Raw genomic sequence first — 13,311 nt, forward strand, 5'->3', positions numbered from 1 at the left:
AAAGGAGACACGCAATGAACCAAACAACGTCGGCGGCCGCAGGGGTCGCAGGCATCCAGCACCGGCCGGTCCGATCGGCAGAGGACAACGTCTATCGCAAGATCAGCTGGCGCGTGATGCCAATCGTGCTGATCGCGTACATCTTCGCCTTCCTCGACCGCATCAACGTCGGCTACGCCCAACTGCAGATGAAGCAGGATCTGGGCTTCTCGGATGCGATCTACGGGCTGGGCGCCGGCATCTTCTTCATCACCTACCTGCTGTTCGAGGTGCCGAGCAACCTGCTGCTCGAAAAGATCGGCGCGCGCCTGACCTTCCTGCGCATCATGGTGTTATGGGGGCTGACCTCGGCGGCCACTGCCTTTGTCACCGAACCCTGGCAGTTCTACGGCATCCGATTGCTCCTGGGCATGTTCGAAGCCGGCTTCTTCCCCGGCATCATCCTGTTCCTGACCTACTGGTATCCGAGCCACCGTCGCGGCCGCGTGACCGGGCTGTTCCTGTTCGGCATGCCGATCACGGGCGTACTCGGTGGCCCCCTGGCGGGAATGATCATGGCGGGCATGGAAGGCCTTGGCGGCTGGCATGGCTGGCAATGGCTGTTCGTCGTCGAAGGCCTGCCGACCGTCCTGCTGGGTGTGCTGCTGTACCGAATGCTGCCGAACAAGCCGAGTCAGGCCCCCTGGCTGAACGACAGCGAAAAGGCACTCGTGCAGTCCGTGCTCGATGCGGACCACAAGGTCGACGTCAAGCCCGGCCACCACGGCAAGCTGGCAGCCGCGTTGGCGGACCCCAAGACCTACGTGTTGGCCTTCGTTTACTTCTGCTGCGCCTGTGCGGTCTACACCGTCACGTTCTGGCTGCCGACGATGATCAAGAGCCTGGGTATCGCATCGATCGGGGCGATCGGCTGGATCACCGCCGTGCCCTACATCTTCGGCGCCATCGGCGTGCTGGTGATCAGCCGCAGCTCGGACCGTTTCAAGGAGCGCCGCTGGCATGTCGGCGGCACTCTGGTGGTAGGCGCTGCCGCGCTGTTCGCCACCTCCTTCCTCGGCACGGCCTTCGCGCCGGTGATGGTCCTGCTGTGCGTCGCCGCGTTCTTCATCTTCGGCGGCGGCTCGCTGTTCTGGTCGATCCCGCCCACCTACCTGGGCCGTGAGGCGGCCGCGGCCGGCATTGCGGTGATCAGCTCGCTGGGCATCCTGGGAGGCTTCGTCAGCCCGACGCTGATCGGCTGGATCAAAGGCGCCACCGGCAGCATCCAGATCGGATTGGGGGCACTGACGGCGCTGGTCATCGTCGGCGGCCTGGTGATCCTGATCGCTCTGCCGAAGAGCGCCGTGCGCGTCGGCACCGCAGACAACACTGCCTCGCACTAGCCGTACCTCTGGCGGGTCGCTCGCCCAACGCAGCGACCCAAACCTTCTTACTTCTTTTTACTGGAGACCCGAACCATGAGCAAGCCCAAAGTCATCGTGACCATCGCCCCGACCGGCGGCATGGCCAACAAGCAAATGAACCCGAACCTGCCGACGCAGCCGCAGGAGATCGCCGACGACACCTACCGGTGCTACAACGCCGGTGCCAGCCTGGTGGCCGTGCATGCACGCCGGCCCGACGACGAAGCCACCTGCGAGCCCTCGATCTACACCCGCATCAACCGGCTGATCCGCGACAAGTGCGACATCATCCTGAACAACTCCACCGGCGGCGGTATCAATGGCGACATGGTGCGCGAGCTGCCCAACGGCCTGTGGGAGATCCAGTGGGAAGAGCGCCTGAAGGGCATGCAGGGCGAAGGCGTGGAGATGTGCACGCTCGACGCGCAGACCGTGATTGCGAGCTTCGGCGGCAAGGAAATCCTGGTGGCGACGCCGCCAAAATGGATCCGCCAGATTGCCGAGATGATGAAGGCGCGCGGCATCAAGCCCGAGTGGGAAGTCTTCGGCCTGGCCGACATCGTGCAGGACGTTCAGCGCTCCATCAACGAAGGACTCGACGACGCGCCCCACTTCATCAACATCGTCATCGGCGCCAACGCCTTCCAGGGTGCCTTGCCCTACACGCCCAAGCTGCTGCAGACGATGGTGGACCATTTGCCGGCCAAAACCGTGTTCAACGTCAGCGCGATCGGTGCCGCGCAGTTGCCGGCGGCGATGAATTCGCTGCTGCTGGGCGGCCATGTGCGCGTCGGGCTTGAAGACAACCTGTACTACGAGCACGGCGTTCTGGCCACCAACGTGCAACTCGTCGAGCGGCTCGTTCGCATGATTCGCGAGATGGGCTACGAGCCGGCCACGCCGGCCGAGGCGCGCGAAATCATCGGCCTGCGTCCGCTGCGCTGAACCATTCGAGATCATGGGAAACACGAACATCAAGGTTGCAGTCGTCGGCACTGGCGTCATCGGCGCGGGCTGGGCCACGCACTTCCTCGCCCAGGGCTTCGAAGTCACGGCAACGGACCCGGCCGCTGGTGCCGAGGCGCGCCTGCGTGAGTGGGTGGACGACTACTGGCCAACCGCCCTGGCGCTCGGCTTGGCCGATGGCGCGTCGAGGGACAAGCTGTCTTTCACGACGGACGTTGCGCAAGCTGTGCGGCACGCCGTCTTCATCCAGGAGAGCGGCCCCGAAAGGCTGGACGTTAAACACGCCTTGATTGCGACCATCGAATCGGCCGCGTCCGCCGACGCCATCATCGCGTCGTCTTCGTCCGGCCTATCGGTCAGCGAGATCCAGGCGGGTGCCAGACATCCGGAGCGCATCGTGCTCGGCCACCCCTTCAATCCGCCCCACCTCATTCCACTGGTAGAGGTCGGAGGCGGCAAGCTGACGTCCGACGAGAACGTGACCCGGGCGATGGCGTTTTATGCATCGACGGGCAAGAAGGCCATCCGCATCAACAAGGAGGTCAAGGGTCATATCGCCAATCGTCTGCAGGTGGCACTCTGGCAGGAAGCCATCTCGCTGGTGCAGAGAGGCGTCGCCTCGGTGCAGGATATCGACATCGCGATCTCGTACGGCCCGGGTCTGCGATGGGCGCTGCTCGGCCCGTTCATCAATCTGCATGCCTCCGGTGGGACAGGCGGCATCACCTACCTGCTGCAGCATCTGGGCCCCTCCCAGCGCGAATGGGCACGCGACCTTGGCAAGTATCCGGAGACGGACGACTACATCCAGCAGATTGCACAAGGCGTCGATGCCGAACTGCAGGGTCGCGATTTCCCGAAGATGCTGCGCCAGCGCGATGAATTGTTGATTCAGTTGATTGCAGCAAAGACGACGCAGTCACAGATTCCGTAGCTGACACGGACGGAGAACCCCGATCACTGGGAACACACGCGAGGGTTAAAGAAATCATTGAGTTTTGCGCTCGTGGTTTCCCCTAGCTTCGATTGTCGGTGTATCGACAGTCAGCGAGGGCTACCCGAAGCGGTGCGAATCGCTTCCAGCGCCTTCTCGGCACTGGCCCTCAGCTACGCGTGGAAGAATGACATCTCGCCGATGGCGGTGGATATGGCGGTGGTGATACAAAAAACGGTCGATGCACGCGCGGCGGGCGTGATGTTCACCATCAGCCCGGTTACCGGCGACCGCTCCCGCATGATGATCGAAGCGTGTTACGGACTGGGTTTGGGCGTGGTGGGGGGTGACGTCAGCCCGGACCGCTACGTGGTGGCCAAAATCGAGGGCCACATTGTCGAGCGCGTCGTCGGCGACAAGCACATCGAGTACATCCGCGGGGAGCAAGCAACTCCGGTGGAACACGAGCGTCGCGTCCAGCTGTGTCTGACGGACGCCGAGGTGCTGGCGCTGGCGAAAGTCGGCAAGCAACTCGAGCGGCTGCACCGCGCGCCGCAGGACATCGAGTTTGCCATCGATCGCGAGCTACCGGCGGGCCAGAACGTCGTGCTGCTGCAGTGTCGGCCGGTGACGGTGTTGCCACCCAGGAGTCCGCGTGCGGCGGCCGCCGATGAGGCGCTGTCGCGATTTGCTTCGAGCGTGCTTGCGGCGGCGAAGACCTCTTGATTTCAGGCGGCGCGGATTGAGCAACCATCGAAATTCGCGCCACATTGCCGACTCCCAATCTGCCGATGTCAACGTCGGGTATGGAGCGAGCAGCTTGGAAAACCCTATGTCGGCGGCCCGTATGCTGCTGCCGTCTGCATCGCAGCGGTTGCTGCTGGTCGCCAGTGTCCGGCTAGCGGCAGCCCAGTTGATTTCCTGGTTAACGATCTCTCCGCCTGACAGGCTCGCAGCTCATATGCCTGCCACTGGACGGATCGCAACGCGCACGGATCAATAGGTTGGCGGAAAGAAGCAGTCACGTGTTGTCGCACAGAAATTCGACGTGAAATCGCGGACATTACCGACCGGTAAGTGCGAGAAGTCTGCTAACGCAATCGCGCTGGCCTCATGGCCGGTTATCGGCCGGCCATTGGTCAACCGGTCAGCGCAGCCGGAGTCCAACCGCGTATCTCATAACAAGATGAACACTCACTTGACAAGCACGAATCAACGCCATATGATGGTCGTCATATAAGTTGAAACTCGAGTCAATGAGCCGTACCGCCAACAGCCGCAAAGAAGATACGCACGAGCGCATCGTCGGTGCCGCCGCGCGTGCGATTTGCAGGCAGGGCTACGGGGGTGTCGGTGTGGCCGACGTGATGAAGGAAGCCGGTCTCACGCACGGCGGCTTCTACGCCCACTTCGATTCGCGCGATGCGCTGCTTGTCGAAGCGCTTGAGCGCGCCGGGCGCGAGAGCTTCGAGGCTTTAACGCGTGCAGCCCAGCGCAATGCCGGCAAGGGTTTGAGCGCATTTGCTTCGCTCGTCGAATCCTATCTCGCGGATCGTCACCTCGCATCCCTGGACACCGGTTGCCCCGTGGCTGCGCTCGGCTGCGACATGCCGCGCCAGTCGCCACCCGTGCGCGAGGCGTCGGTCCTGCGCGTGCGGCGCCTCATTGCCGTCGTGCGCGCCACGCTGCCCGACGCTCCCGCCACGACCGCCAGCGTCGTGGCCAGCACGCTCGTCGGCTCACTGCAGCTTGCGCGCGCGCTGGGCAATAACGCCGAAGGTCGGGAGCTGCTCGCGGCTGCGCGTCGGGCGCTGATGCAGCAATACGACCACCCTGCCACGGCTGTCCACTGACACATTCAATGGAAGGCTTGGCCCCAGTACTTTGTTTACCCTTGAATATGATAAATGTCATATTCTATTTTGCTTGCGAACCCACAAGGAATCCCCCCATGAAGATCGACAACGCCATCGCTCTCGTCACCGGTGCCAACCGCGGTATCGGCCTGGCCTTCACACGCGAGTTGCTTGCCCGCGGCGCCCGCAAGGTGTACGCCGGCGCGCGTGATCCGTCCGGTATCAAGCAGTCCGGCGTGGAGCCGATTCGCCTCGACGTCACCAATCCCGCCGAAGTGGCCGCAGCGGCGGCACGGGCGGGCGACGTGACGCTGGTCATCAACAACGCCGGCGTTGCCCATCCGGGCGGCTTTCTCGCGGGCGACAGCGAAGCGCTCGCGCGCCGCCAGTTGGAAACCAATTTCTTCGGCATGCTGCGCATGAGCCAGGCATTTGCGCCGGTGCTGGCGGCCAACGGCGGTGGCGCACTGCTGAACGTACTGTCGATCGCCTCCTGGATCAATGGCGGGCAACTCGCCGCCTACGCGGCCAGCAAGTCGGCCGCGTGGTCGCTGACCAACTCGCTGCGCCATGAACTGGCTGCGCAGAAGACGCACGTGCTGGCGCTGCATATGGCCTTCGTCGATACCGACCTTACGCGTGGGATTGACGGCCCGAAGAGCAGCCCGCAGGAGATTGTCCGGCGTGCACTCGATGGGCTCGAGGCTGGCCTGGACGAAGTGCTGGCCGATGAGCGCACCAGACTCGTCAAGCAGGGACTGACGGCGCCGACGCCTAGCTATTTGCCACAGCGCGCCTGAAGGGCCCACCTCGCCGCTCAACCGGAGAATACCCATGATTCCTGCCAAGTCGTTCCTTTCGACTGCCGCTGTCGCCGACACGCCTGCACGAACCGCGTCCTCGTGGTCGGTGTTTTGGGTTGCCAGTATTGCGGTCTTCCTGGTCTCGCTCGACGGCACGCTGCTGTATGCGGCCTTCGGCGCCTTGCGCGCAGGCTTTCCCAAGGCGTCGGCGGCCGAGTTGTCGTGGGTGCTCAATGCCTACACGGTGGTCTACGCCGCCATGTTGATCCCCGCCGGCGGGCTGGCCGACACGCATGGCCGCAAGCGCGTGTTCCTGCTCGGTGTGACCGTGTTCATCACCGCGTCAGCGGCATGCGGGCTGGCCGGCAGTGTGGGTTGGCTCGTAGGGGCGCGGATGGTGCAGGCGGTGGGGGCAGCCTTGCTGACACCGGCGTCGCTGTCCATCGTGCTCGCGGCATTTCCGCAGAGCAAGCGTGCCCTGACTGTGAGCGTGTGGGGGGCAGTGGGGGGCTTCGCGGCGGCGCTCGGGCCGAGCCTGGGCTCGTTCGTCATACAAAGCGTCGGTTGGCCGTGGGCGTTCTTCATCAATCTGCCGATCGGCGCCTTCGCGCTGTGGCGCGGCGCGTATCTGCTGAACGAATCGGCGCGCTCTGCGACGCGGCGCAAGGTTGATCTCGTGGGAATCGCGCTGCTTGTCGTCGCCGTCGGTGCGGTCGCACTCGCCATCGTCGAGTCGCAGTCGCCGGCATGGACGCGGGCGGACCTGACAGCCGCTGCCAGCACCGGGGTGATTGCATTCGTCGCCTTCATCATCTGGGCCAAGCGCGTGCGCGAGCCGCTCATCGACCTCGGCCTGTTCCGCCACCCCACGTACAGCGCGGTGAATGTGGCCACGCTCTCGTTCGGAATCGCGTTCGCGATGATGTTCTTCGCCTTCTTCTTCTACATGAGCAACGTCTGGCATTACAGTGAGGCACGCGCCGGGCTGGCCATCGCGCCCGGCCCGCTGATCGTGATCCCGGTGGCCATCATCACCGGACGCCTGGCGGGGCGCTACGGACACCAGCCCTTCCTGGTCGGTGGAGCCCTGCTCTACGCGGCCGCCGGCCTGTGGTTCTTGCTGGTTCCTGGCACCGAACCGTCGTATGTCTCGCAGTGGTTGCCGGGCCTGTTTCTCAGTGGGGCGGCTGTCGGACTGGTGCTGCCATCACTTTCAGGCGCGGCCGTCAGCAAGTTGCCGGTGCAGCACTATGCGGTGGGCAGCGCCGTCAATCAGGCGACGCGTCAGATCGGGTCGGTGATCGGCGTCGCGATCACGGTGTTGCTGCTTGGTCACGGCGCGGTCCAGCGCAGTGACTTCAATGCAGTGTACGGTCTGCACATTGGCCTGGCGCTCCTGACCGCGGTGTTGTGCGTCTTCGTGAACACACGTCCCGCGCCCCGGCCTGCGTGACGCTCACTGAACGTCAGGCATCACCTGCTGGGGGCGGCATGGCCCATTGATGCGAGCATCAAAATGCAGTCGACACTCCAACAGCAGAGTTAGGGGCCTGCTTTAGAGCCATCAGTTTTGAAACCTGTATAGCCGCACCCAGTCTGAAGCGGTCTTGGATGCAAGGCTTGCGTCCTACCGCCGTAGCCGTTTGCGCCCGTCCATCAGCGGCACCTCACTAACTTACCATCTCAGTAGTCCGTTGGCGCAAACACCGCCTCAAGCCGATCGCGCTTGGGTGGCAGCCCCGGGCACTTTGCCACGCGAAACCCGAGCTGCTTCAGCGCCTCGCGCACGCTGTGGGCCACGGTGTAGCTCGCCAGCGTCGTGCCCGCTCGGCAATGGCGCGCCATTGCCTGCAGCGTGGTGTCGGACCACATCTCGGGATTGACGGCGGGACTGAAGCCGTCCAGGTACACCGCGTCGGCCTCGCAGGCCAGGCGCTCCAGCATGGTCTGGACCTCGCCCACGGCCAGCGTCAACTGCACGCGTCCCTCGGCAAAGCGCAGGCGATGGATGCCGGGCGACAGGTCCTGCCAGGCCCCGGCGAGTTGCTGCGCCAGGGCCTGCACGCGAGCGAGCAAGGGAGCGTCTGTCTTGCCCGTCATGTTCGGCGCCAGCGCGCTGCGCACGATGTCCGCCGCTGCCACGGGATAGGCTTCCACCGACACAAAATGAAGATCGTCGCAGCGCCGTGCATCGGCCTCCCACGCGGCCCAGGTGGTCAGAAAGTTCAGGCCCAGTCCGAAGCCGGTCTCCAGTACCGTGAACTCGGTTTTGCCGCGCCAGCGCCGGGGCAGGCCACACCCCGCAAGAAACACGCCGGCTGCCTGCGCGACGCCGCCGGAACGCGAACGGTACCGGTCGTTGAAGCGCGGGCTGTGCGGGCTGCCGTCGCTGGTCCATACGACAGGTTCACTCACCGGAAATCCCGCTTTGTGCGGAAGGCCCGCGTCAGGTCAGGTGAAACATCCTGGTGCCGAACAGGCCCACCAGCCCGATCAGGATCAGGTAGATGGCCACGATGAAGTTCAGCAGCTTGGGCATGAGCAGGATGAGGATGCCGGCAATGAGTGAGATCAGGGGCGTCAGGCTGAGGTGGATGTTCATGGGATCTCCAATGCGGTTGAGCCAAAACAAGGGCCGGCCCTGAAGCGTTCATTCTATGGCGCCGACGAGTGGCCCGCTGCATCGCGAACACCCATGACGGCGGCACGAACTTGCACGGTCTGTTAGCCTTTCGGGATTCATTCACATCCAGCAAGGAAACTCCATGCAATACCGACGTCTTGGCCGCAGCGGCCTGCAGGTCAGCGAACTCTCCGTGGGCTCCTGGGTGACCTACCACAACCAGGTGGACGTGGCCGCGGCCCGCGAGATGCTGGCGGCCGCGCGTGATGCGGGCGTCAACTTCTTTGACAATGCCGAAGCCTATGCGCGCGGCAAGAGCGAGGTGGTCATGGGCGAAGCCTTCAAGGCCTTGAAATGGCCGCGATTGAGCTACATCGTCTCCACCAAGTTCTTCTGGGGGCTGGACCGCGACGTTCAGCCGGTCAATCACAAGGACACACTGAATCGCAAGTACCTGATGCAGGCCATCGATGGCTCGCTCCAGCGCATGGGGCTGGATTTCATTGACCTGGTGTACTGCCATCGGCCCGACCCCCACACGCCCATCGAGGAAACTGTCTGGGCCATGAGCGACATGATCAGCCGCGGCAAGGCGCAGTACTGGGGCACCAGCGAGTGGTCGGCCGACGAGATTCGCACGGCCTGGGACATCGCCGAACGGCACCACCTGCACAAGCCCGTGATGGAGCAGCCGCAGTACAACCTGTTTCACCGCAAGCGGGTGGAGCAGGAATACGCGCGGCTTTATGAGGACATCGGCCTGGGGTTGACGACCTGGAGCCCTCTGGCCAGCGGATTGCTCACCGGCAAATACCGCAATGGCGTTCCCGCAGGCAGTCGCGGCGCCATTGAAGGGATGGGGTATCTCGTCAAGGGACTCACGGACGCCGCCAAAAACGCGGCGGTGACGAAACTGGAAGCCGTGGCGTCCGAGCTGGGTTGCAGCCTCGGCCAGATGGCGATTGCATGGGCAGCCCGCAACCCCAGGGTCAGCACCGTCATCACCGGGGCGTCCAAAATCTCGCAGTTGCAAGACAATCTTGGCGCCGTGGACGTCCTGCCCAAACTCACGCCCGAGGTCATGGCGCGCATCGACCAGATCACTTCGCCGCTGGCCAGCTGACTCAAGGGCGTGTGTGCGCCGCCCGGCGCAGATCCAGCGTGAACGGGAACTCGCGGCTGCCCGCCACATGGACGGTCGCGGCCGGCACATCGAGTGTGCCCGGCGTGTGGCCCAGCGGCACAAAGCGCGACAGGCGCCGGCTCTCGGCCTCGTAGGCGTTGACCGGGAAGTTGTCGTAGCTGCGCCCGCCCGGATGCGTCACGTGGTACTGGCAGCCGCCGAGCGAGCGGCGCATCCAGGTGTCCACGATGTCGAACACCAGCGGCGCGTGCACGCCGATGCTCGGGTGCAGGGCCGAGGGCGGGTTCCAGGCCTTGTAGCGTACGCCGGCGACAAACTCGCCCGTGGTGCCGGTGCTCTGCAGCGGCAGGGCGTGGCCGTTGCAGGTGACCACGTAGCGGCTCTCGTTGAGGCCGGTGACGCGCACCTCGATGCGCTCCAGCGACGAATCGACATAGCGCACCGTACCGCCGGGCGAGCCTTCCTCGCCCATCACGTGCCAGGGCTCGAGCGCGTTGCGCAGCGTGAGTTCGATGGAGCGCGAGCGCACCTCGCCCACCAGCGGGAAGCGGAACTCGAAATGCGGCGCGAACCAGGCCGGGTCGAACGCGTAGCCCGCCGCCCTCATTTCCTGGATCACGTCGTCGAAGTCCATGCGCACGAAGGTGGGCAGCAGGAAGCGGTCGTGCAGCGCCGTGCCCCAGCGCGTGGCGCTCGCGCGGTACGGCGCCTTCCAGAAGCGCGCCACCAGGGCGCGCAGCAGCAGTTGCTGCGCGATGCTCATGCGCGCGTGCGGCGGCATCTCGAAGGCGCGCAATTCGAGCAGGCCGAGCCGCCCGGTGGCGCTGTCGGGCGAGTACATCTTGTCGATCGAGAACTCGCTGCGGTGCGTGTTGCCGGTGGCGTCGATCAGGATGTTGCGCAGGGTACGGTCCACCAGCCACGGCGGCATGTCCTGGCCGTATTTTTCGCGGTTAAGCGCGATCTGTTCGATGGCGATTTCCAGCTCGTACAGCTGGTCGTTGCGCGCCTCGTCGACGCGCGGGGCCTGGCTCGTCGGGCCGATGAACATGCCGCTGAACAGGTAGCTCAGGGAAGGGTGGTTGTGCCAGTACAGCAGCAGGCTGGCCAGCACCTCGGGGCGGCGCAGGAACGGGCTGTCGTTGGGTGTGGCGCCGCCCATCACGAAGTGGTTGCCGCCGCCGGTGCCGGTGTGGCGTCCATCCAGCATGAACTTCTCGGCGGACAGGCGAGATTCGAACGCCGCCTGGTACAGGAACTCGGTGTGCGCGACCAGTTCGCCCCAGTTCTGCGCCGGGTGAATGTTGACCTCGATCACGCCGGGATCGGGCGTGACCTGCAGCAGCTTCAGGCGCGGGTCGCGCGGCGGCGGGTAGCCCTCGAGTACGATCTTCAGGCCCAGTTCGGTGGCCGTGGCTTCGATGGCGGCGAGCAGGTCGAGGTAGTCCTCCAGCTTCTCCAGGGGCGGCATGAAGACGTAGAGCACGCCCGACTTGCGCCCCACCGCCTCGGCCTTCGGGCCGCTGGCGCGGCGCGGATCCCGCACTTCCACGCACAGGGCGGAGCGGCTGATCCAGTGGGCCGACTCGAAACGACCGGGCGCGCGCACGAAGTCGCCGGGCTCGGTCTGCCGGCCCGTGAGGGCGCTGCCGGTTCCCGCGCCACCAGCGCGGCCCTGTAAGAGCCGGGCGGCTTCGGCTTGCGGGCCCGTGCCGGTCAGGTAGGGCACGGCGCCGGCCTGGCCATAGCGCGCGAACAACTGGCTGGAGGCCGGCAGGGCGCCGCGCGGTGCCGAGGGGTCCTGCTCCACCATGTACGGAAAATCCGCCTTGCTGACCCAGGGCAGGGAGTCCAGCGGCAGGCGGTAGCCCATGGGGGAATCGCCGGGCATCAGGTACATGCGCTCGTCGCGCAGGAACCAGGGGCCGGTGACCCAGGCCGGGCCGGCCCGTGACGGCGCCTCGCTGACCTTCAGGGGCAGCACATAGCCGACCACCGCATCGAGCTTTTGCTCGAACACGCGGCGCAGCCGGGCGCGCTCCATCTCGTCGTCGAGTCTGGCGTCGAACGGGTCCACGTTCACCGGCAGGCGGCGTTCGCGCCACAGGTAGTACCAGGTGTCCTCATAGCCGGGCGTGATGTGCTGGCCGGTCACGCCGAGCCGGCGCGCGAGATGCTGCGTGAAGCGTTGGGCATCCTCGGCCGTGTAATGCGTGGGCACGCGCTCGTCGACAAACAGTGTCGGATCGCGCCAGACCGGCTGCCCATCGGTGCGCCAGTAAATACTCAGAGCCCAGCGTGGCAACTGCTCGCCGGGATACCACTTCCCCTGGCCAAAATGCAGGAAGCCGCCCTGGCCGTATTCGGCCCGCAGCTTATGCACCAGCTCGGTGGCGAAGCCGCGCTTGGTGGGGCCGAGCGCATCGGTGTTCCACTCGGGTGCATCGCGATCCACGGCCGCCACAAAAGTAGGCTCGCCGCCCATGGTCAGGCGCACGTCGCCGGCCACCAGTTCCTTGTCCACGGCCGCGCCAAGCGCCATCACCGCGGCCCATTGGTCTTCGGTATAGGGCTTGGTCACGCGCGGCGACTCAAAAATGCGCGTGACCTGCATGTGGTGGCTGAACTCGACCCCGGCTTTTTCCATGCCGCCCTCGATGGGGGCGGCGCTCGAGGGCTGGGGCGTGCAGGCCAGCGGAATGTGGCCTTCGCCGGCCAGCAGACCCGAGGTGGCGTCCAGCCCGATCCAGCCGGCGCCGGGCAGATACACCTCGCACCAGGCGTGCAGGTCGGTGAAGTCGACCGTGGTGCCGCTCGGTCCGTCGAGCGCCTTTACGTCGGGCGTGAGCTGGATCAGGTAGCCTGAGACAAAGCGCGCCGCCAGCCCCACATGGCGCAGCAGCTGCACCAGCAGCCAGCCTGAATCGCGGCACGAGCCGGCGGCCAGCGCCAGCGTTTGCTCGGGCGTCTGTACGCCGGGCTCCATGCGGATCAGGTACTTGATGTCGTGCTGCACCTGCTGGTTCAGCGCCACCAGGAAGTCGATGGTGCGCTGCTTTTTGCGGTCGATGCGCTCCAGATAGGCCTGGACCAGCGGCGTTAACGGTGTTAGCGGCTCGACGGCGAGGTAGGGCGCCAGCTCCAGCGTCAATTCGGGGCTGTACTGGAACGGAAAGTTTTCCGCGGTCGGCTCCAGGAAGAAGTCGAACGGGCTGTAGACCGCCATTTCCACCACCAGATCGACCGTGACCTTGAACTCGGTCGTCTTCTCGGGAAACACCAGACGTGCCTGGTAATTGGCGAACGGGTCCTGCTGCCAGTTGATGAAGTGGTTGGCCGGCTCGACCTTGAGCGAATACGCAATCACGTGGCTGCGGCAATGCGGGGCCGGGCGCAGGCGCACCACCTGCGGCCCCAGGTTGACCGGACGGTCGTACTTGTAGTGCGTGACGTGGTTCAGGGCGGCATGGATGGACATGGTGTGTGTCTCGGTGGTTCGTTGGCGCACAGGAGCCGGGCGGGGTGACTCATACTAGCAAGACCCGCGCCAACAAGCACGACTTGTTCCGCGCAAACCTGTTG

Annotated in this window: 11 protein-coding genes; 8 read left to right on the top strand and 3 right to left on the bottom strand. The window is 65.1% G+C overall.

The window, feature by feature from the left end; translation table 11 throughout:
• The first annotated feature begins 14 nt into the window (after nucleotides 1-14).
• From B0E49_RS07235 to B0E49_RS07265, 7 genes are all read left to right on the top strand, one after another.
• A complete protein-coding gene (locus B0E49_RS07235) occupies nucleotides 15-1,382 on the top strand; it encodes an MFS transporter (protein WP_077561506.1) in 1,368 nt (455 codons plus the stop codon).
• A 75-nt stretch (nucleotides 1,383-1,457) separates the two neighbouring features.
• Nucleotides 1,458-2,348 carry a beta-keto acid cleavage family enzyme gene (locus B0E49_RS07240; RefSeq protein WP_077561507.1) on the top strand — a complete coding sequence of 297 codons (891 nt, stop codon included), beginning with the start codon at nucleotides 1,458-1,460 and terminating at the stop codon, nucleotides 2,346-2,348.
• A 13-nt stretch (nucleotides 2,349-2,361) separates the two neighbouring features.
• On the top strand, nucleotides 2,362-3,303 hold the full coding sequence (locus B0E49_RS07245; protein ID WP_077561508.1) for a 3-hydroxyacyl-CoA dehydrogenase NAD-binding domain-containing protein: 942 nt from the start codon (nucleotides 2,362-2,364) through the stop codon (nucleotides 3,301-3,303).
• 132 nt (nucleotides 3,304-3,435) lie between these two features.
• A complete protein-coding gene (locus tag B0E49_RS07250; protein WP_217349222.1) occupies nucleotides 3,436-4,029 on the top strand; it encodes a PEP/pyruvate-binding domain-containing protein in 594 nt (197 codons plus the stop codon).
• Between the two features lie 515 nt (nucleotides 4,030-4,544).
• Nucleotides 4,545-5,156: a TetR/AcrR family transcriptional regulator gene (locus B0E49_RS07255; protein ID WP_353647346.1), complete on the top strand. Its 612-nt coding sequence runs from the start codon at nucleotides 4,545-4,547 to the stop codon at nucleotides 5,154-5,156.
• Nucleotides 5,157-5,254: 98 nt separating this feature from the next.
• Nucleotides 5,255-5,959, top strand: coding sequence for an SDR family oxidoreductase (locus tag B0E49_RS07260; RefSeq protein WP_077561511.1), 705 nt, complete (start codon nucleotides 5,255-5,257; stop codon nucleotides 5,957-5,959).
• Between the two features lie 34 nt (nucleotides 5,960-5,993).
• Complete coding sequence (locus B0E49_RS07265) at nucleotides 5,994-7,415, top strand: DHA2 family efflux MFS transporter permease subunit (RefSeq protein WP_077561512.1); 1,422 nt, start codon at nucleotides 5,994-5,996, stop codon at nucleotides 7,413-7,415.
• Nucleotides 7,416-7,645: 230 nt separating this feature from the next.
• Here B0E49_RS07265 and mnmC2 read toward each other — a convergent pair whose 3' ends face one another.
• Nucleotides 7,646-8,377: a tRNA (5-methylaminomethyl-2-thiouridine)(34)-methyltransferase MnmC2 gene (gene mnmC2, locus B0E49_RS07270; protein WP_077561513.1), complete on the bottom strand. Its 732-nt coding sequence runs from the start codon at nucleotides 8,375-8,377 to the stop codon at nucleotides 7,646-7,648.
• Between the two features lie 31 nt (nucleotides 8,378-8,408).
• Nucleotides 8,409-8,564 carry a DUF3096 domain-containing protein gene (locus B0E49_RS07275; protein ID WP_077561514.1) on the bottom strand — a complete coding sequence of 52 codons (156 nt, stop codon included), beginning with the start codon at nucleotides 8,562-8,564 and terminating at the stop codon, nucleotides 8,409-8,411.
• 163 nt (nucleotides 8,565-8,727) lie between these two features.
• Between B0E49_RS07275 and B0E49_RS07280 the strand changes: the two genes are divergently transcribed.
• Nucleotides 8,728-9,708 (top strand): potassium channel beta subunit family protein, encoded by a 981-nt coding sequence (locus tag B0E49_RS07280; protein ID WP_077561515.1) that lies wholly within the window; start codon nucleotides 8,728-8,730, stop codon nucleotides 9,706-9,708.
• A 1-nt stretch (nucleotide 9,709) separates the two neighbouring features.
• On the opposite strand, the gene B0E49_RS07285 is transcribed toward B0E49_RS07280, so the two are convergent.
• Complete coding sequence (locus B0E49_RS07285) at nucleotides 9,710-13,207, bottom strand: transglutaminase family protein (RefSeq protein WP_077561516.1); 3,498 nt, start codon at nucleotides 13,205-13,207, stop codon at nucleotides 9,710-9,712.
• Between the last annotated feature and the right edge of the window lie 104 nt (nucleotides 13,208-13,311).

It is taken from the genome of Polaromonas sp. C04 (assembly GCF_002002705.1).
GTDB lineage: Bacteria > Pseudomonadota > Gammaproteobacteria > Burkholderiales > Burkholderiaceae_C > Rhodoferax_A.

Bases quoted from the DNA above. Each gene is read 5' to 3' on its own strand.
- B0E49_RS07275 (WP_077561514.1), bottom strand. From the start codon at position 8,564: ATGAACATCCACCTCAGCCTGACGCCCCTGATCTCACTCATTGCCGGC.
- B0E49_RS07245 (WP_077561508.1), top strand. From the start codon at position 2,362: ATGGGAAACACGAACATCAAGGTTGCAGTCGTCGGCACTGGCGTCATC.
- B0E49_RS07280 (WP_077561515.1), top strand. From the start codon at position 8,728: ATGCAATACCGACGTCTTGGCCGCAGCGGCCTGCAGGTCAGCGAACTC.
- B0E49_RS07260 (WP_077561511.1), top strand. From the start codon at position 5,255: ATGAAGATCGACAACGCCATCGCTCTCGTCACCGGTGCCAACCGCGGT.
- B0E49_RS07285 (WP_077561516.1), bottom strand. From the start codon at position 13,207: ATGTCCATCCATGCCGCCCTGAACCACGTCACGCACTACAAGTACGAC.
- B0E49_RS07240 (WP_077561507.1), top strand. From the start codon at position 1,458: ATGAGCAAGCCCAAAGTCATCGTGACCATCGCCCCGACCGGCGGCATG.
- B0E49_RS07235 (WP_077561506.1), top strand. From the start codon at position 15: ATGAACCAAACAACGTCGGCGGCCGCAGGGGTCGCAGGCATCCAGCAC.
- B0E49_RS07265 (WP_077561512.1), top strand. From the start codon at position 5,994: ATGATTCCTGCCAAGTCGTTCCTTTCGACTGCCGCTGTCGCCGACACG.